Below are 19766 nucleotides of genomic sequence, written 5' to 3'. Positions count from 1 at the left end.
CGAGCATGAGGTAACTGGCATCGTTACCTTCTACTTGATGCCCGTCGTGTTTCCTCAGGAAGGCCGGGTTACGCTGCACTATCACCACCGAGTTCCGCCTTCCAACGCGTTCAGCGTGTCTGAAGACGTAGGCCCCTTTCTGGTCAAGCAGACCGTTCCAGGCAATCCCGATCCGAATCCGGCCACGCCCCTCATCAACGAGCGCCTGACCCCACCCACCGGCATTCCCGCAGTAGTGCCGGCCGGCCGCCCGCTGACGGTGACCATTCCTCGCTACGTGGAAATCGCCGACAAAGACACGATCGTGTTGTACTGGTCGAATCGGGAGATCCGCAAGATTGTCAGTGCTGACGAAGCCCTCAATCCTGGACAGGCGCTGACGGTCACGGTACCCGCCGATATCATCGACGGCACCCCCGGGATGGGGCTGAACGTGCTCTACGACATCGAGGACGAGGTCAAGAACTGGTCGCTTTTCAGCCTCAACGCGTTCGCCGACGTAATCCCCCCAGGCGCACTGCATGCCCCTGCGCTACGTGATGCCACCGACGACGACGAGTTGGACGTGGACGAGTTGGACGGCGACGACGTGGCCGTACAGATTCCGGTCAACGGCAACCTGCCGGTGGGTACCACAGGCACGCTGACCTGGACCGGTATCCCGGTACTGGGCCCACGGCTGACCTTTACCCTGGACTTTCAGATCGTGAAGGCCGGCACCCGGATCACGCTGTACGTGCCCTACGCCCAGGCCGCCGCCTTGGTGGGCAGCACCGCCACGGTGTATTACGAGGCACTCATCGGTGGCGTGAGTACCCCGTCGCAACGCATCAGTGTGGCGGTGATCGGCCAGCCGGTAACCCTGGAAAAACCCACGCTCGTCGGCGTTACGGGAAATACCTACAACCCGGCCTTGATCGGCGGCACTCACCAGGAGGTCATCGTGCCTCAGTATGGGTTCATGGCCTCCGGACAGACCGTGATCCTGCTATGGGAAGGCCGGACCGCCGCCGGCAGCCCGGTCTACATACAGCAAACACATGAAGTGACCAGCGATACCCCGCAAGACATCCGCTTCATGATCGATGTGCTCTACGCCAAGGGCCTGGGCACCAACACCACCCTGAAGGTGAGCTACACGATCATCGCCGAAGGCACGAGCTATGCTTCGCCCATTCTGGAACTGACCGTGGTGGGCGTGCCGAACAACCTGCCCAAGCCGACCACCGAGCCGGTGTTTCAAGGCGGCGAGATCGACCCCGGCGCGGTCGGCCCGACCTTCAAGGTGGTGGTGGAACCCAACCCCGTCCTCTTACCGGATGACAGGGTGACCGTTCACTGGGAGGGCCGACCTGGTGCCAGTACGTCCATTACCAACCAGCCATTTCCAAGCTCGGGCAACCTGGAAGTCACGTTGGCCAGTGATCCTTACATCGCTGGCAATAGCAATGGCTACGTAGAGGTTTGGTACGAGGCCACCCGCAACAGCCAGCCGGTAGGCAGCTCGCAGCGGTTGCAGCTGCATGTCGGGGCGGCGGCGGAACGGCCTTGGCCGCTGCCGAAAATAGTGGATGGGACCAACAGCGAGGTCAGTACCTGGCAACCGATCAAGCCCGGCACATCGTATGAAACCAACACCGCCACGGTGGTGGTGCGTGATGCTCGGATTCTGGAAAACGACACCGTTGCCGTGCTCTGGTTCTGGCCCGATGGCCAGAACGAGGCGTTGCCGTGGGTGCTAGCCACCGTGGGCGAGGGGCGAGTTTCGGTACCTTCGACGGTGCTGGCACTCGGCCTTGGCCAGACGGTGCAGGTAGGGTATGTGATCTTCCGAGGCGCTGATCTGACGGTAGTAGGCACTTCGCAAATGCTGAGCCTGCGTCTGGAGAACTTCCGCCCCGGCACCTTGAAGCCGCCACGAATCGAGCAGGCAGCAGGCAACCTGCTGGATCTTAATACCTTCACTGGTGATGGAATCGTGGTCGTCGATCCCTGGCCCTTTATCACCGCAGGCCAGACCTTCTGGCTGCGCGTGCACGGCACCCTGGACGATGGCGACCCGTACAGCGAACGGCTGGCGACGCCTTACACCGTCCAAACTTCGGAGGTCACCTCCGGCATTCGTCGCGTGGTCGAGCGCCGCCTGCTGTTGCGGCTGGAAAACGCCTCGACGCTGCGTGTGGAACTGAAAGTCGATCTGTCCGGCACTGCCTTGGAAAGTGCCGCTACCTCGTTTCCTGAAGGAGATGCTGTCATGGCTACTGTGAAACTGGATTTGCCTGCACCTGTCGTGACCGGTGCGGAGAATGGGTATCTGGACCCGGCGGGTATTCCGGCAACTGGGGTGAATGTGCAAGTGAGGGCATATGGCGGGCGGGCGCCTAAGCAGTGGGTGTATGTCAAGTTCACGGGGCAGAATGGATCAAAGGAGGAAACCGCGCCGGTGGAAGTGCAGGATACGACGACACCTATGGATTTCAAGATTACTAAAGCTGAGGTGTTGAAAAACGAAAAACAGGCGGTGACGTTTGAATATAAGGTGGCACGGACACAAGGCGCTTTGTACAGTGATTCTGAGTCTGTGCCGGTTGATGTTGAAAAGGGTAGTCCGGTAACGCCTCCTGGGGTTGATGGGTTTGAGGATTTGGGTCTTGGAGAGTATCCCATACTTTCCCGCCAGGGCTACTCTGTAGAGACATCATATAATTCAATTAGGGTGTCTGCCAACAGTTCGTTCCCGCCCTACATAGTAGGGAATCATGCTTATGCTGAAGCAAGACATACGGTCTTTATTACATTTGCAGAGCCTGTCACCGCTCTGAAGCTGGGTTTATGGACGTCGCAAGGAGCCATTGAGGAAGTGTATGTCGGTACTCAGTGTATATCAGCAAATATTAGCGCAGGTGCTCAATGGAGGGAATACCAGGCTTCTGATCCTGTTCCGAAAAGTAGCGCAATCACCGCGATTGTGTATAGACAGCATTACAGTATTGACACCCCTCTTTTGGTTGATAACATATCATTCACCCCCTGGGTGCCGGTTAAATAATCTATCAACAGACTCTGTATGAAATCCCTCGGGATGGTCCGATTAACTTGCCGCGCGTGAGCGGCAAGTCAGAAATTCACTCAGCAAACAGCTAATCACTCCGCACGCAGTCAACTTGGTTGTTACGGATTGTTATCTGCTATGAATGATATCTCGCACATTTTACTCGCCACATGGGTTGTTGAGGTTCGACCGACTGCTGCTAAAATCAGCGGCCGGTCCGACCCGCCCCTATTACAAGCGCCTCATGCTAAAATCCACAAATGACAAACAAAGCCACTCATAATAAAAATTATGCTTATCTTTCCTCGATGGAATAGATTGATATTGTATTTTACGGACTTTAAAGAGTGACTTTTTAATCCGCTCATTGACCGATACAGGTTCTGAACATGGAATTTCTAGACCACACACCCGTCGACCACTTCGGCACCGACGCACGCCAAGTCACTCTCAACCGAGGCGACTTGCTGAGTTTGTATAACACCCCGGTGGACTACCTCATGGTGTCCAGTCGGCCGCGTGATTACGATCCGGCGCAAGGCGGCTGGATCGAGCAATTGTACGGTGCGGGTATTGCGGTGGCCGATCTGGAGCGGTCGCCGGCCGTGGACTTTCGTCCGCATCTGCCCTGCTGGATTTCTACCGTTGCGCCGGTTGCGGCAGGCTGGCCATTCAAGCGGCTGCTGGTGTTCGAGCCTGAGGATGCTGCCGAAACGGCGGGGCGTGATGTCTGGATGGCGTTTCAGGCGCTGCGACTGTTCACCGGCGGCGACGGTTGTGCACGGGTTGCCGCCACGGTGCTCAGTACCGCTCCGGGGGAGGCCGACCATGACGTGATGCTGCGCATGATGTTCTTCGCCAGCGTCAGCCTGGCGGCGCGTGGGCCGTGGCCGGACATTGCGTTGTGTGTGGACGCGGAGCATCAGGGCAGTGCCCAGGCCCTGTTCGCGCAACTCAAGGGTCAGTATCAATCGCCACCGACCCAGGGCATCGGCAACCCGGCGTCGCCTGTTCTGCCTAGCGGTCAGGCGTCGTTACCGCAGGATGACCCGCTGCGCTGGACGCCTGCCGAGGTCGGGCTGACTCAGCGTCAGTACGCGCTGGTACAGGCCTACACGGGCAATTTGTATTGGTACGTGAACAGAGCGCTGCGGGCTGGGTCGGTGACTGACCCGTTGTTCGTGCAGTATCACGCCAGTATCGAAGGATTGAGCACGGCGCTGGGGCAGTTGCGTAATGCTGCGGGGGTCCCGGTCAAACGCTATTTGAATATCTTCGAGGGTATCGAAGATATCTACGCCACGACCCTGACGGTGGTGGAAGCCGCGTACTCCAGCACGACCAAGAACATTGGCTCACCTACCGTTGGCGACTACAACCTGCTGCTCAAACACTGGTTGGGCAAGGACGTGAGCGGTATATCGGTCGTGCCCAACGAGCAGGAAGTGTTGTTTGACTTCGGCATGCACCATCTCATCAGTGCCATCGACGAGACGGTGGAGGATGGCCGTATTCGGCTGTATCTGACCACTGATGAAGTATTGCCCAACACCGCCCATACGCTCTTCAACCATTTGTGAGGCACGCCATGTTCGCACTTCCTCCACCCTCACCGACCAGCGTGGACAAACTTCTGCAGGCATGGCCGGACACCCTTGCGCTGAGTGCCCTGGATTCGGACGGCAAGGCTGTTTTCTACGCCATTGGCGGGTTTCTCGATGCGATTTACCGTTCGGGGTTCTTCGCACCCTTTGATTGGCAATACGTGTTTAGTGAGGCCGATCTGGATGATGTGTCGAAATTGGAGCACGCAGGTCTGGGAGAGCTTCGTGCGCTGCTGGTGGCTAATGTGCGCAAGGATAGGTTTTGCGCTGGGCATCTGCAGCAATTGTTGCGTGATGGATATTTAGAGAAGGCGTTCGGGCGCCTCTTGGAACTGCGCAAGTCGATGTGATTGGCCTGGCGTGGGGAATGGCGTGGGGCCTCTGACGCGGCTCGCGCCGCTGCTACAGGGATTGAGGTTCGGCTCGGAAGTTGGGGGCGTGGTTCGGAGCGGAAGTTGGGGTGGATCGTGTGGTGCCCGCATGGGCCGGGTGTAGCAGCGGTGCGAGTCGCGGCAGCGAGGGCCCGAGAGGCTGACGCGGCTGGCGCCGTTGTTACGGGGGCTGCGCCGTCAACGGGTGGTTGTCCAGGAATGCAGGTTGCCGACATCCACTTCCACCTTGCTGGCAAACGGGAAGTAATGTTCCACGCAGGCGGTCAGCTGGCGCTCGTAAGCCTGCGAGCTGATGCCCAATGACTGCTTGAGGTCGGCGCGCAGCAGCAGGTCGTAGTAGTCGGGGCGGGTTTCGCGCAGGACGTCGTCGAGCAGTTGCGGGCCGGTCATTTCGAAGGTGTCTTTGACGTAGCGCCAGAAGGTCAGGGTTTCGCGGGTACTGGCATCCTTTTTCAGAATAGGCCGAGGTTTGGCGTAGAAGTCGGGGTTGGCCTTGAACCGTACCTGCATGGCGCGGGTCACGGCCTTGAGCACCGGGTTGTTGGCATGGCTGGCAAACACGTGGCTGTTGTAGCCACTGTAGGGCACGTCGGCCAGCACCACGGCGTCGTCGAGCAGTACATCCTCGGGGCCGGCGTGCAGTTGCAGGTCGGCATGGACGGTGGTGAACCTGTTGTCCACGTCCATGTACAGCCCACCGTGGGCATCGATCAACGGGTAGCGCAGCACGTCGCTGGCAGCGGCATAGTTCCTGGCCTGGCCGTTGCGGCAGGCGCGGTACTGAGGGCCGCTGTCGCCCGCCAGCAGGGTCTGGAAGAAGTCCTGATCGGCCAGAGGCGTGATCGCCACGTCAGGCTTGTCGGCAAAGATGGCCTTGAGCTGCGTCAGCAGTGTTTCGCTTTCCAGGTCCACGTGCAGGATCGTGCGCCAGCCTTGCATCGCTGCGGCGTTGCCCACCACGTTGTCCAACAGGGCCTGGCTGGGCAGCTCGTGGCCTACCCAGATGTAATGCACCACTCGCGGGATCGCCGACGCGCCGGCAGGCAGTATGGGCAGAGGTGGCAGAACGATGCTCTTGGTAACGCGGGCCGCCGGTGCATCCTTCGCAGCGGCCTGCCATTGCAGGCGGTCGCCGCTGCGCCAATCGCCATCGGCGCTCAGCCACAGGTAGTCGGTGTTGCCCAGGTGGTTGAGGCGCCAGGTCTGTTCGTCGGCGTCGTACAAGGCCAGCAACGAGCCTCGGCTGGGGATGCGGACCATGTAGCGATCGAGGATTTTTTCCACGCCGTCCAGTGGTATGGTCACGCGAATCTGCGTGGCCAACGGCGGTACGTGGACGTCGCTGGCGAGGTCGGTGCGCAGTACATCCCAGGCCGTCACACGCTGGGTCTCGACCATCGACGCTGCGGCGATGCGTTCACCTGGATGCCAAACACCTTTGGCGTCCAGGGTCAGCGGGATGCATTCCTCAGCGGCATAGGGGTTGAGCGGATCGACCACCGCCCATTGCTTGAGCGCGACCCTGTAGCGCACGCGATACAGCACGTTCTGTACCTGGGCATAGATCTGATTGCCCTGACGCACGTAGAGCCCGGCCATGGGACCACGGGTCTGGACCTGCAGGTCGCGGCCGCGGACCACGGCCGGTCGCCATTCGAGCAAGCGGTTGGCGACGGACCTATGGCTGGGCGAAGGCGAGTCGCTGGAAGTGGAGGTGCTGGAGCGGTCCTCGTCGCTGCCCAGATACAGCGGATCGAAATCGTCGTCGCTGCCGCTGCCGCCGTTGGGCGTTTCTCCGGTGCCCTCGACCACGCCGCCCCAGACGCTTTCGCCATCGGTTTCCAGTTCCAGTTGCATGCCGGCTTCTTCATACTCGCCGATGGCCGAAAGGTCGCCCAGCAAGGGCAGCGTGAGAAACACGTTCAAGGCTTGCAGCACCGCACCGCGAATGGCCTCGGAACGCTCCCGTTCGTTCACCGCGTTGATGGCCTTGTCGGCGTACAGCCCCACCGCGCCCAGGCCGGCAGCGATGGACAAGGCTGCAATCGGCCAGCCCATCATGCTGAAAATGCTGTACAGCTTGAACGAGGCTTCCAGATAACCCAGCCACATGCCTTTGCTCAGCTGATTGTTGGAAATCAGCAGGTAACTGGCATCGTTCTCCATGTCGGTTTTCAGGCAATCGGTCAGGAAGGTGAAGGCATAGCCGTCCAGTGTTTTTTCCCGTGCGTTGAGCCGGGTCTTGCGCTGGTTCCAAGGCGTGTTGGCAATCTCGCGCAGATGGCCTTGCAGGGTATTCCATTGGCCGTGCCTGTCGTGTTCCGGCCGCACGAATTGCTCGCCGAAACGTTTACGGCCTTCTTCGGTCGTCAGGTAGCTTTGCACCCACTCGTACATCTGCTCGGCGTCGGCAAAGGCGACGAAGGCTGGGTCCTGCATGGCGCAGTAGATGATCTCGCGGCCCGACGCGGTACGAAAGCGCAACATGGTGTGGCTGACGATGCCTTCGATATCGAAACTGTGCACCGTCGTGCTGGATGACATCGCCACATCGCCCATGAGCTTTTCCGGCCGGAAAGGCGTGCTGGAATCGTTCACCACGGCGGCATACACCTCGATGAAATCCTCGAGGCGCAACAGGCCTTTCTGGCAGCTGAGGGTGGCGTTGCACAGCATGCTGAGCTTGGACACCATGCAGTACAGCGCATGGTTGTTGATCCAGAAGCCACGCACCTTGGAGGCATAGTAGGCGGCGAAGTCGATGCGCCAGAAGTACGCATGCACCTGGCGCGGGTCCAGGCGGATTTCGTTGTGTTCGTTGAAGGCGTGGGCCGACTGATCGACACGGTAGAAACCGCCCATCTGCGCCAGCAGGTCGCTGTTGCGTTGCTGGTCGAGGTCGAAGCGGCGCATCACCAGTTCGACCAGCGTCATCGATTGCTTGGGTGCGCCGTAGTGCTCCCAGCCGGTGTAGGTGCGCGAGCTGGAGTTGGCCGAGTCGAACCAGTGCCAATGCACCTGGTGAGGGTCCAGATCGAACAGCCCTGCCCTGACCAGCACCTGCCGGGCGATCTGCAGCGCGGCACGTTCGATGTCGGGGTACTGCTGCATCAAGTCGGCGATCCTGCTTTCCCAGAAGAGAATGTTGGAGACGATGGGGTCAGGCAGAACGGTATTGTTGTCGGTAACGGTCGCTGGGGTGGTGGAGGTGGATTCCGGTTCGCTCATGGTCTTGCCTCACAGGTTCGGGAGGCCTAGCTTAAGCAGCCGCGCAAGCAGGGCTGCCTACATGGTTGGCACCCGCAGCGGGGGCGAGGCTGAAGCATGAGCAGACGCGCCGGACTGTTGCAGACGTGAGCCGCAGCGATGCTCGCGCCGGCCTGCGCCCCAAGCGTGCTGGTCGGCGGCGAGAATCACGCTGAGCAGCGCCTTGCCCGTCACCACGCCTTCGGGATAGCGCTTGTAGAGTTCTACACCGATGTTGATCGCCAGGCGATCGGCGGGGGTGCGCCAGTGGCGCAAGGTGCGGCGCTGCTCAAGGGGGGTGTGCTCATCGATACCGTCGACCAGCTCGCCGGGACGAAGCCCCACTGCCATGCCCAGGTAGCCGTAGTGGATACCTGCCCAAAGACCGACGTGATAGAGGTAGCGGCCTTGCTTGTGCCAGGTGGAGCCTTGCAACTGCGCAACCTTGGCGCGGTAATTCCACTCGCGGTTGTCGTCCATCTGCTCGACCCACAGGGCCACGGCTTCGTCCCTGCAAGCCTTGGCCACTACCTGAGGGTCGCGCGCCCACAAGCGTGCGTGCCAGGGCAGCGCCTTGTAGGTGCGCGTGTCCTGGGTTGCATCGTAGCGATTGAGCTGGCCGATCTTGGCGATGGTTGGGTGACGGACGTTGCCGTTGATCTCGCTCGCCAGGTAGGTGGTGATCGACAGCAATTGGTCTGGATGGCCACAGTTCAATGCTGTGTCCGGCCGCGGCAAGACTGCCGGCCGGTGTTTGACCTTGCGTACGGACTCGTACTGAGTGCTGAACGAGGACGGGATCAGCAGCGCATTGCACTGGCAACTGCTGGTGCTGTCGAGACTGCCCGCAACGCGCCGACCGTTGCTCTTGAGCTGGTCGACGCCGCCGACGATGTGGAATTCGCCCGTGCTCTTGCCGCACGATACGCGGTCGCCTTCGCGCGAGCGCGGAACGCCGAGCAAGGTGACGCCTCGCTCACCACCCAGCACTGTGCCGCCGCACGATGTCTTGTCACCCAAGCGGATGAAGTAGCCTACAGTCATGTCCAGGTCCCCTGCTGTGCCCATGGCCCGCGAGGGACCGCAAAGCGACAGGAGTTTCCGGGAGTAATGGACACACGTCTGTAGGACTCGTCCGACGTAGATGCAGGAAGAGTCCTGATTTCCCGGGACGGGCTACACCGCGGTGCGAGGCCTCAGGGCAAACGCTGATCCAGCAGGGTACGCAAGGCGCTGCCTTCGGGCCAGTTGCGCAGCAATCGTTCGCGGTCGCGCTGATGGGCGGGAGCGAAGCTGCTGTCACTGCCGTGCTGCTGCATGGCGTCCAGGTCGATCAGGGCCCAGCGGCCGTTGTGCCAGAACAGGTTGTGACCCTTGAGGTCGCCATGGCTGATGCGCTCGCGGGTCAGGTCGGCGAACAGTTGGTCCAGGGCCAGCAGTTGGGCTTCGGGCAGGTCGCCTGTGTCGACATGGGGGGCGAAGGCTTCGATCAGGTCCGGGCCACTCAGGTGCTCGGTCACCAGGTAGGCCTCGCGGCGTAGCCACAGCACACGTTTTTCCAGCACGCCCAGGGGCTTGGGTGTGGCGATGCCGAGGAACAGCAGGCGGTTGCCCTCGACCCAGGAGTGCCAGGCACGGCTCGGGCGCCAGAAGCGCTTGCCCCAGTGCAACAGGTTCTTGATGTTGTAGCGCTTGATCAGCAGGTCGCGGCCCTGGCTGTGAACACGGCCGACCGTGGCAGCGCCGCCGGTTTTGTAGATGTGGCCTTGTTCGAGCAGGGCGTCGGCACGCTCCAGCACGGGCAGCATGGCGGTTTCTTCTTCGCGGCGCACGGCACGCAGGCTGGAGGCGTTGTCCTGGACACTGAACAGGCTGCAGTCGCGGCCGACTTTGCCCAGATAGTCCTTGAGGCGCCAGGCGCGGACCTTGTCGATCTGCTTCTGCAGCGCTTCCATGGGCAGGCCGTGTTCGCCGTTGGCCAGCAGGTAGTACACCAGCAACTCTTCGGTGAAGGGTTCCAGGTGCTTGGGTAGCTGAGCAAAGAACACACCGAGGTTTTCCAGCACCTTTTGCCGCGACAGGGGCTTGCCGGGCTCTTCGACCTGGATGCCGGCGCCGTCGATCAGGTACACCTGACCGTTGTGGCGCAGCAGGTTGTCCAGGTGCAGGTCTTGTTGCCACAGGCCTTTGCCATGCATCTGGCCTATGACGCCGAGGGCCTCGCTGAGCACGGCGCTCTGTTCATCGGCCAGGGGTGGCAGGGTTTCCACGCGGGCCCATTCGTCGGCCAGGCTGTGGGCGTTTTCCAGGTACTCGAACAGCAGCCAGCCGCCCTCGCCTTCCTGCAGGCCGTCGGCGAGCAGTTGCGGGGTGGTCAGGCCCTGCTCGGCGAGCAGGCGCACGCCGGCCAGTTCGCGCTGGAAATGCCGTGCGGCCTTGCTGCCGACCAAGAGTTTGGCGAGCACGGTGCGGCCCCGCCAGACACCGGCGCCGACGTAGCGCTGGCCGGGCAGAACGCGCAGCAGGGTCAGCAGTTGCAGCTCGGCAGGACCGGCGGCGTCGGCCAAGGTGATGCTCAATGGCAGGGCTGGGGTGCGGCCGGCTTGGGTCAGTTCAGACAGGCGCATCGGCGGGCCTCTTGTTGTAGGTAAGGTGGGGCGCTGGATGGGTGGCTGGCAGGGGGGGCCTCTTCGCGGGCAGAGGGCTCGGCCGCCCGCCCCGCTCCCACAAAGAGCACATGCCGTGCATTCTTCTGTGGGAGCGGGCTCTGCCCGCGAAGAGGCCAGTTGCAGCAACACACATCTACCGCCCTTCCTTGTGACTGCGACGGCGGCTCAAACGTTGAAGCCAGGCATCGACCAGAGGGCTGGCTTCAGGCTGCGCAAGGTACGCAGCCAGCAATACACGAATATCCGCCGCCTGCCAGCGCGGCGCGCGGCGCAGCAGCGGTTCCAGGTCCTTGGCGCGGTCGCGCTGGCCGAACAGCAATGGCCGGGTTTTTTCCAGGTCGATCAACTGCGCCTGGTACCCGCTCGCCGTGGCGCGCAGGAAAATGTGCTTGGGGTAGAAACAGCCATGTACCTGTCCTGCCGAATGCAGGATGCGTCCCAGCTCGCCGACAGCCACCAGCACTGCGCGGCGCGTATCGGGGGCCAAGGTCGGCCATTGCTGCAATACCGCGTCAAGGTCGGACCAGCCGTCCAGCGCGCGGGTCATGAGCATGGCGCGGGTGTCGCCCTGCACCTGCCGTTGACCGTAGAACACCGCCTGCAACGCCGGAATTCCCTGCTTGCGATAGCGGCTGATGTTGCGAAACTCGCGGGCAAAGGTCGGCTCGCCAAACGGTCGGGCCAGGGTCCGGGTCAGGTAGTTGCTCTGGCGCTTGAGGTAGAAGCCGCGGCCTTCCAGATCCAGGCGGTACACGCTGCTCCAGCCGCCACGACCGGTGTTGGGTTCATCCACGGCGTCCAGTTGCAGGTTCCACAATGCGTCGAACGCGGCCAGCCCGTGGCGCTCGAGCAAGGCGCGCTCCTCGCTGGCGATGAAGTCGCTCATTCGCGGCCCTCGAAGAATTTGACGATCTTGCGCACGCGCAGCTTGTCCGACGCATTGAGCCTTTCGCGGCGGCGGTACTGCAGGTAGAAGCGCAAACGCTGGGTGTTGGACAGCTCGCGCTTGCCCAGTTTATCCAGGCAGGCGAGATCCTTGATGATGCGATAGCGCAGCATGAAGCTGCGCCAGAACGCACCATTGGGACAGTCGATGAAGTACAGCACGTCCTTGTCGTCGACCAGCAGGTTGCGCCACTTCAGATCGTTGTGAGTGAAGTGGTTGTCGTGCAGGGTCCGGGTATGTTGCGCCAGCTGGCGGCTGATGTGATCGACCCAGGCACGGTTGCGCAGGCGTGGATCACCGCTCTGGGCCAGATGATGCAGATCCTGGGTATTGGGCAGTTCGCGAGTGATCAGCGCGCCGCGGTCATAGCTGGCGCCGTTGCGTTCCAGGCCCCAGGCCACCACCTCGGCGGTCGGGATGCCCCACTTGGCGAAGCGCTTGAGGTTCTGCCATTCGGCCTTCACCCGCGGCTTGCCCAGGTGCGCGCGCAGGCCTTTGCCGGCCCCCACGTAGCGCTTGACGTAATAGGTGACGCCGCCGCGCTGGACGCGAATCACCTCCGACAACGGGTCGCGGGTCAGACGCTCGCCGGTCAGGGCGAACACCGCTTCCAGGCTGCCGAAGTCGGTCTGCAGGTGTTCATAGCCCGCTTCCAGATTCCAGCCGGCCATCAGAGCGCATCTCCATAGCGTTGCTTGCGGTCGTACAACCTGTTCGCCTTGCCGTCGAGCCAGCCGAGCAGCTGCGCTTCGTCCTTGAGCACGCGGCGTAGCGGCTGCTGGAAATAGTCACGCAGGAAACGCAGCTTGTCGCGGCGCGTCAGGCCGATGTCCAGCGCCGAGAAATACAGCGCGGCCAGGTCCTTGTCGCGCCAGCGACGAGTGATGCGCGGCCGTACCTGCGCGCGGTGCAGATCGATCACCGACAACTTGAAATCCGTGGCCGTGACCGGCTTGTCGGTGTGCAGCAGAAAGTGGCAGATGTAGCAGTCGCGGTGATTCACCCCGGCGCGGTGCATCATGCCGACCAGGCGCGCCACCTCGGCGATCAGCGCGCGCTTGAGCGCAGGCGCAGGCGGCTGTTTGACCCAGTTCAGGCTCAGCACTTCCAGGTCGATGGTCGGCGCCAGCTCCTGGGTGATGATGAACGAATGCTGATCGGCCGGGTTGCTGCCGCGCTCGCCGTAGGCCACCGCCGTCATGCTCGGCACGCCGGCCTCGCGCAGACGCTGGATGGCCTTCCATTCCTGGCCGGCGCCGAGCACCGGGAGCTTGGCGGTGAACAGGTTCTTGGCGATTTCCGCCCAGCCGATGCCACGGTGGATCTTGACGAAATAGCCCTTGCCATCGACCTCGGTGCGCAGGGTACGGCGCGCTTCGAGTTCACGGAACACTTCACCTTGCAGCGCTTCGACGGCCACGAATGGATCGCGCCCGGCCCACAGCGTCTTGAACGGCTCGTCGAGCACCAGCTTCATGGTCGCGCCTCCAGAATAACGTCGGCGGCGTGCTCGGGCATGCTGTAGATGTCGGCGCTGTCGGCGAATGCCAGGCCATTGGCCGACCAGCCGGCGCGCGCGTCGTCGTCTTCGAGCATGCGCTGCAGGTAGCGGTTGAGCTCTTCCTGCTCGAAGGGTTCGCTGAGCACCAGCCCGGCGTCGGCCTCGGCGATGTAATGGGCATAGCCACACACCGCCGACACCAGCACCGGCAGGCCGGCCACGGCGGCTTCGAGCAGTACGGTGCCAGTGTTCTCGTTGTAGGCCGGGTGGATCAGCACGTCGGCGCCGAGCAGGAAACGCGGGATGTCGCTGCGGCCCTTGAGGAACTGCACCCGGTCGCCCAGGCCGAGCGCCGCGCTCTGCACCTGGAACAGCTTGGGATCGTCCTGGCCGATGACCATCAGCCGCACGCGCTTGCGCAGCGGCGTCGGCAAGGCCGCCATGGCCTTGAGGCTACGATCCACGCCCTTGGTCTTGAACCCCGAGCCGATCTGCACCAGCAGCAGCTCGTCGTCTTCGAGCATGAATTCACCGCGGAACTCGGCGCGGATCAAGGCCGCATCCGGCGGCGCACGGCGGTCCTGGGCAATGCCCGGCGGCAGCAGGTGGAAGCGCGCCAGCGGGGTGTCGTAATGCTTGATGAACAGCGGTTGCTGGACTTCGGAAATCATCAGGATTTCGGTCTTGGCGTCGCGCCCGAACACCGCGCGTTCGTAGTCGGCGAAATGCTTGTAGCGACCCCAGTAGCGGTACAGCGAATGGCGCAGGTTCTGCGCCTTGTCTTCATAGCAGCCATCGGCGGCGTAGTAGACATCCAGGCCGGGCATCTTGTTGAAACCGATCAGGCGGTCGACCGGACGCTGGGCCAGGTCGGCCTGCATCCAGCTCAGCAGTTTCTCGTTGCGCCGATGGTTGAAGAACGCCTTGACCGGCGCGACCTGCACCTCGAAGCCTTCGGGCACCTCGCCCTCCCAGATCAGCGTATAGACGCGGATGCTGTGGCCACGGCGCTGGCATTCCAGGGCAATGCGCATGAAGTCGCGCTGCAGGCCACCGAAGGGAAAATATTTGTAGAGCACGAATGCCAGTTGCATCAACGAAGATCCTCGGCCAGTAACACGGCGCTCAATCGGCTTGCCACGCGCTCGGGATTGAGCCGGGTGAAACACAGCGGCCACTCGCGTTTGAGATCGAACCGACGCTGGTCGTCCGGCGTCGGCTGGTAGGTACATTTTTTCTGCATGCAGGGTGCGCATGACGGGTAATCGCTGGCCAGGTGGACCTGGCTGCGGCCGTAGGCGCCGGTCAGGCCGACGTTGGTCGGCCCGAACAGGGAGATGGTCGGCACGTCCAGGGCGGCGGCCAGATGACCAAGGCCGGTGTCGACCGCCACGCAGGCACGGGCCTCGGCCAGGGTCTGCGCCATCCCGGCCAGATTCAACCTGGGCAGCACGACGCAGTTCTTCAGGCCAGCGGCAATGCGTTGCGCGCGCGCCTGTTCGGCTTCGTTGCCCCACGGCAAGCGCACCTGGATATGGGCATGGCCAAGGCGTTCGGCCAGCTCGCGCCAGTAGATTTCCGGCCAGTGCTTGGTGTCCCAGGTGGTGCCGTGCAGGAACACCACGAACGCCGGGCCGGGAATCAGATCGCGCCATTGCAGGCGATTCAGGCCATAGTCGCCGGTGCCTTCGGGCAGGTCGTAGCCCAACGCCAGGGCGAACAGCTGGCGCACGCGTTCGACCGCATGCTGGCCGCGCGCGACCGCCAGACGCCGATGATAGAACCGACTGGCCAGGCCTTCGCGCGCCGAGCCCTTGTCGAGGCCGGCCACCGGGGCCTTGACCAGGCGTGTGAGCCAGGCGCTCTTGAGCAACCCCTGGGCATCGATCACCAGGTCGTAGCGGTTGGCGCGCAGGCGCTGACGCAGTTGCTTGAACTCGCCACTCTTGTAGGCCTGCCAGAGGTTCTTGCGCCAGCGACGGATGGCCACCGGAATGACCGTGTCCACGGCCGGATGCCATTTCGGAATCTCGGCGAAGCCCTCCTCCACCACCCAGTCGAAACGGATGCCCGGCACGGCTCGGGCCGCATCGGTCAGCGCCGGAAGGGTATGAATGACGTCGCCCATGGACGAGGTCTTGATCAGCAGTACCCGCAATTCATTCCGCCTTGACTGTCAGTTCGACCGTGGCCGGCCCTTCCACCTGCTGCAACGCATCGGCAACCCGCTGGGGTTCCAGCAGGCGCAGGCAATTGTAGTGGCCGAAGCGGCAGGTGCGATCGAAACACGGGCTGCAGTCCAGGCCCAGGCGCACCACTTCGACCTTTTCCGCCAAGGGTGGCGTGAAGCCGGGCGAGGTCGAGCCGTACACCGCCACCAGTGGCCGGTTGAGCGCAGCGGCCACGTGCATCAGGCCCGAATCGTTGGACACCACGGCGTCAGCGCAGGACATCAGGTCGATGGCCTCGGCCAGCGCGGTCTCGCCGGACAGGTTATAGGCTTCCTCGCGCAGGCCCGGAATCAGCCGCTCGCGAATGGCCTCGCCTACCGGGAAATCTTTCTTGGAACCGAACAGCCAGACCTGCCACCCTTCGCGGATCTTGATCTCGGCCACTTCGGCATAGTGCTCGGACGGCCAGCGCTTGGCCTCGCCGAACTCGGCGCCGGGGCACAGGGCCAGTACCGGACGGTCCAGGGCCAGGCCGAACTTGACCAGCGCGGCGTCGCGGCTGGCCGGGTCGATGTGCAGCTCGGGGCGTGGATACGGCTGCGGCAGCAGGGCGCCGGGCTCGAAGGCCAGGGCCATGAAGCGTTCGATCATCAACGGGTAGCGTTGCTTGTCCAGCGTGCGCACGTCGTTGAGCAGGCCATAGCGAAACTCGCCGCGCCAGCCGGTGCGCTTGGGGATGCCGGCGAAGAACGGCACCAGCGCCGATTTCAGCGAGTTGGGCAGCAGGATGGCCTGGTCGTACTGACCCTTGAGGCTTTTGCCGATGCGTCGGCGCGTGGCCAGTTCAAGCGCGCCGTGGCCGAGCGGAAAGCTCAAGGCTGCGCGCACTTGCGGCATGCGCTCCAGGATCGGGCGGCTCCATTCGGGTGCCAGCACGTCGATCAGGCAATCGGGGTGCCGTTGCTTAAGGCTCTGGAACAGGGTCTGTGCCATTACCATGTCACCGACCCAGCTAGGCCCAATGATCAGAATTCTCATAGTTTTCCAGAACAGTCAGTCGGGTGGTGCTGGTTTTGCAGGTTCCAGTGGGGTGTCAGTGAGGGCCCTTTCGCGGGCAGAGCCCGCTCCCACAGTGACCCCATGTGGGAGTACCGTAGGAGCGGTCATTGGCCGCGAATCAGGCGCCGCGTGGTGCCGGAAGAACCGCGTGGCCTTTTCGCGGCCGCTGACCGCTCCTACAGGGGCACCATGGGAGTGCTGCTATCAGCTCAACCCCAGCTCACCCCAGATCCGCATCACCTCGCGCCGTTCATCGGTGAACTGGTCGCCCGGGATCACCCCGGCCTGCTTCTGCAGGGCCTGGCGATGGGCGGCCGAGCGGTAGGCTTTATAGGCTTCGCGCAGCAATCCGGCATCGGCGGCGGGCAACAATCCGGCCTCTTCCAGGCCTTCGAGAATGCGAATGTTGTCGGTATAACGCAGCAGGTCCGGGTGTTTGCCCGACCACGCCAGAGCCGCGTATTGCACCATAAATTCGATATCGACGATACCACCGGCATCCTGCTTGACGTCAAAGCGCTGGCCAGCTTCGAAGGCATTGGCGCCTCGCCCTGCCGCGGTCTGACGCGTGCCGAGGTTATCGCGCATCTTCGCACGCATGTCGCTGACCTCGGCACGCAAGGTGTCCAGGTCGCGTGGTTTGGCCAGCACGGCGCCGCGCACCTGCTCGAACGCTGCACCGGTCTGGCGACAGCCCACCAGTACCCGGGCGCGCACCAGGGCCTGGTGCTCCCAGGTCCAGGCCTCGGTCTGCTGATAGCGCGAGAACGCCGCCACCGAACTGACCAGCAGCCCCGCCGCGCCAGAGGGGCGCAGGCGCATGTCGACCTCGTACAACTGGCCGGAGTTGGTCTGCGCGGTCAGCAGGTGGATGATGCGCTGTCCCAGGCGGGTGAAGAACTGGGCGCTGTCGATCGGCTTGGCGCCATCGGTTTCCAGGCTCGGGTCGCCGTCGTGGATGAACACCAGGTCCAGGTCCGAGCCGTGCCCCAGCTCGATGCCGCCGACCTTGCCATAGCCGACGATGACGAAGGCCGGATCGCAGTCGCTGCCATCGGGCCGCTTGGGTACCCCGTGGCGGGCCACGGTCTGACGCCAGGCCAGCGCCAGCACCTGCTCCAGAATCGCCTCGGCCAGCCAGGTCAGGTAATCGCTGACCTTCATCAACGGCAACCCACCGGCAATTTCCGAGGCCGCCACGCGCAGGTTGTGCGCCAGCTTGAAATGACGCAGCGCTTCCATCTGCTGTTCCAGGTCGTCCTCGGGGATGCGCGTGAGCCGTTCACGCAGCTCGGCCGCCAACTCCGGTGCCAATGGCGGGTTGAACAGGCGCGCCTCGTTGAGCAATTCGTCGAGCAGCAAGGGGAAGCGGGCGATCTGCTCGGCAATCCATGGGCTGGCCGCGCACAGAGTCAGCAGGCGACGAAGGGCGTCGGGGTTTTCCGTGAGCAGCACCAGGTACGCCGAACGCCGTGCCACGGCTTCCACCAGCGGCAAGACCCGCTCCAGGATCAGGTCCGGGTCGGCGTGTTCCACCGCCTGAGCCAGCAAACGCGGGATGAAGGCATCCAGACGCTCGCGGCTCAGGCGCTGCATGGCGCGCAGTTGCGGGCTGGCGCGCAGGTCTTCGAGGCGCTTGAGGGCCTGGCGCGCGTCGCTGAAACCGGCTTCCTGCAATTGTCGGCAGGCCGAATCGGCGTCGTGGGTTTCTTCCCACAACGGCAGCCATTCGCCGCCGATGACCAGGGCATCGCTGGCCTCGGCGTCTTCATCCGGGTCGGCGATCACCTGCGCGAAATGCCAGGCGGTGCGGCTGCGCCAGTGCATCAGGCGCTCATGGAAGGCTGACCAGTCGGCAAAGCCCATCATGAAGGCGATGCGCGCACGGTCCAGCTCGTCATCGGGCAGCATCTGTGTCTGCCGATCGGCGATCGCCTGGATGGCGTGCTCGGTGTAGCGCAGGAATTCATAGCCCTCGCGCAACTCATCGACCACCGCAGCCGGCAGGTAGCCCTGCCCCTCCAGGGTCGCCAGCACCTTGAGCAAGGGTCGCTGCTGCAGGCTCAGGTCACGCCCGCCGTGGATCAGTTGGAACGCCTGGGCGATGAACTCGATTTCGCGGATGCCACCGGAGCCCAGCTTGATGTTGTCGGCCATGCCCTTGCGCCGCACTTCCTGCTGGATCAGCTGTTTCATGGTGCGCAGCGCGTCGATGGCCGAAAAGTCCAGGTAGCGGCGGTAGACGAACGGTCGCAGCAGGTCGAGCAACTGCGCACCGGCCTGCTGGTCACCGGCCACCACGCGCGCCTTGATCATGGCGTAGCGTTCCCAGTCGCGCCCTTGGTCCTGGTAATACTGTTCCAGCGCGTTGAAGCTGAGCACCAGAGCGCCGGACGAGCCATAGGGGCGCAGGCGCATGTCGACGCGGAAGACGAAACCGTCGACGGTGATCGGGTCCAGGGCCTTGATCAGGCGCTGGCCTAGCCGGATGAAGAACTCTTGATTGTCGAGCGGACGCTTGACCCCTTGGGTTTCGCCGCCTTCGGGGTAACCGAAGATCAGGTCGATGTCGGACGACAGGTTCAGCTCCACCGCGCCCAGCTTGCCCATGCCCAGCACGACCATGTGCTGTTGCTCGCCGCTGCGCCGGCCCATGGGCGTACCGAACTGCTGGCAGTGGCGCGGGTACAGCCATTGGTAGGCCTGGTCGATGCAGGCGTCGGCCATGTCCGACAGGTCGCGGCAGGTCTGTACCAGGTCGGCCAGGCGGTTGAGGTCGCGCCAGATGATGCGCACCTGTTGCCGCGCACGCTGGCGGCGCAGGGTGCGCGCCAGTTCGTCTTCACTGTCTGCTTGGGCCACGGCCTGGGCGATCTGTTCGCGCAGTTCACCGGGTTTGAAGGACCGGTCCAGATCGCCGCTGGCGATGAGGTCGAGCAGCATGGCGGGGTTCTGGATGGCTTGCTGCAGGACGAAGTCGCTGGCGGCGGTGACGCGGTCCCATTGTTGCCAGCGGTCTATGGGCCAGTCCAAAGGTGTGGTGACTGGGGGGGCCTCTTCGCGGGCAGAGCCCGCTCCCACATGAATCCCAGTAGTGCCATGGAGAGTGTGGGAGCGGGCTCTGCC

General features: G+C 63.1%; 12 protein-coding genes and 1 pseudogene. 3 read left to right on the top strand and 10 right to left on the bottom strand.

Annotation, left to right across the window (positions count from 1 at the left end; genetic code table 11):
- Window positions 1-115: 115 nt before the first annotated feature.
- From QMX89_RS21205 to QMX89_RS21195, 3 genes are all read left to right on the top strand, one after another.
- The gene (locus QMX89_RS21205) at window positions 116-3049 is read left to right on the top strand and encodes a hypothetical protein (protein ID WP_282349749.1); all 2934 of its coding nucleotides are present in this window, start codon (window positions 116-118) and stop codon (window positions 3047-3049) included.
- 392 nt (window positions 3050-3441) lie between these two features.
- Window positions 3442-4632: a hypothetical protein gene (locus QMX89_RS21200; RefSeq protein WP_282349748.1), complete on the top strand. Its 1191-nt coding sequence runs from the start codon at window positions 3442-3444 to the stop codon at window positions 4630-4632.
- Between the two features lie 8 nt (window positions 4633-4640).
- Complete coding sequence (locus tag QMX89_RS21195; protein ID WP_282349747.1) at window positions 4641-5006, top strand: DUF6508 domain-containing protein; 366 nt, start codon at window positions 4641-4643, stop codon at window positions 5004-5006.
- Between the two features lie 219 nt (window positions 5007-5225).
- Here QMX89_RS21195 and QMX89_RS21190 read toward each other — a convergent pair whose 3' ends face one another.
- From QMX89_RS21190 to glnE, 10 genes and pseudogenes are all read right to left on the bottom strand, one after another.
- Window positions 5226-8276: a DUF6543 domain-containing protein gene (locus QMX89_RS21190; RefSeq protein WP_282349746.1), complete on the bottom strand. Its 3051-nt coding sequence runs from the start codon at window positions 8274-8276 to the stop codon at window positions 5226-5228.
- A 57-nt stretch (window positions 8277-8333) separates the two neighbouring features.
- Window positions 8334-9338, bottom strand: coding sequence for a PAAR domain-containing protein (locus QMX89_RS21185; protein WP_282349745.1), 1005 nt, complete (start codon window positions 9336-9338; stop codon window positions 8334-8336).
- A gap of 152 nt (window positions 9339-9490) precedes the next feature.
- Entirely contained in the window at window positions 9491-10921 is a 1431-nt protein-coding gene (locus QMX89_RS21180) for a lipopolysaccharide kinase InaA family protein (protein WP_282349744.1), read from the bottom strand.
- Window positions 10922-11096: 175 nt separating this feature from the next.
- The gene (locus QMX89_RS21175) at window positions 11097-11849 is read right to left on the bottom strand and encodes a lipopolysaccharide kinase InaA family protein (RefSeq protein ID WP_049861445.1); all 753 of its coding nucleotides are present in this window, start codon (window positions 11847-11849) and stop codon (window positions 11097-11099) included.
- Window positions 11846-12580, bottom strand: a complete 735-nt coding sequence (locus QMX89_RS21170) for a lipopolysaccharide kinase InaA family protein (RefSeq protein ID WP_056844626.1) — start codon at window positions 12578-12580, stop codon at window positions 11846-11848. The genes QMX89_RS21175 and QMX89_RS21170 overlap by 4 nt, the downstream gene beginning before the upstream one ends.
- Window positions 12580-13386, bottom strand: a complete 807-nt coding sequence (rfaP, locus tag QMX89_RS21165) for a lipopolysaccharide core heptose(I) kinase RfaP (RefSeq protein ID WP_282349743.1) — start codon at window positions 13384-13386, stop codon at window positions 12580-12582. The genes QMX89_RS21170 and rfaP overlap by 1 nt, the downstream gene beginning before the upstream one ends.
- A complete protein-coding gene (locus QMX89_RS21160) occupies window positions 13383-14504 on the bottom strand; it encodes a glycosyltransferase family 4 protein (protein WP_282349742.1) in 1122 nt (373 codons plus the stop codon). Before QMX89_RS21160 ends, rfaP begins: the two co-directional genes overlap by 4 nt.
- Window positions 14504-15568 carry a lipopolysaccharide heptosyltransferase I gene (waaC, locus tag QMX89_RS21155; protein ID WP_049861449.1) on the bottom strand — a complete coding sequence of 355 codons (1065 nt, stop codon included), beginning with the start codon at window positions 15566-15568 and terminating at the stop codon, window positions 14504-14506. Before waaC ends, QMX89_RS21160 begins: the two co-directional genes overlap by 1 nt.
- A gap of 1 nt (window position 15569) precedes the next feature.
- Window positions 15570-16619: a lipopolysaccharide heptosyltransferase II gene (gene waaF / locus QMX89_RS21150; RefSeq protein ID WP_282349741.1), complete on the bottom strand. Its 1050-nt coding sequence runs from the start codon at window positions 16617-16619 to the stop codon at window positions 15570-15572.
- Between the two features lie 225 nt (window positions 16620-16844).
- Window positions 16845-19667: pseudogene (glnE, locus tag QMX89_RS21145) on the bottom strand (bifunctional [glutamate--ammonia ligase]-adenylyl-L-tyrosine phosphorylase/[glutamate--ammonia-ligase] adenylyltransferase); the annotation flags it as partial.
- Window positions 19668-19766: the final 99 nt, after the last annotated feature.

Origin of the sequence: Pseudomonas sp. PS01301 (genome assembly GCF_029960215.1) — a bacterium.
Classification (GTDB): Bacteria; Pseudomonadota; Gammaproteobacteria; order Pseudomonadales; family Pseudomonadaceae; genus Aquipseudomonas; species Aquipseudomonas coleopterorum.
The sequence above is the reverse complement of the archived record's forward strand: the minus strand, read 5'-3'. Positions and strand labels throughout refer to the sequence as shown.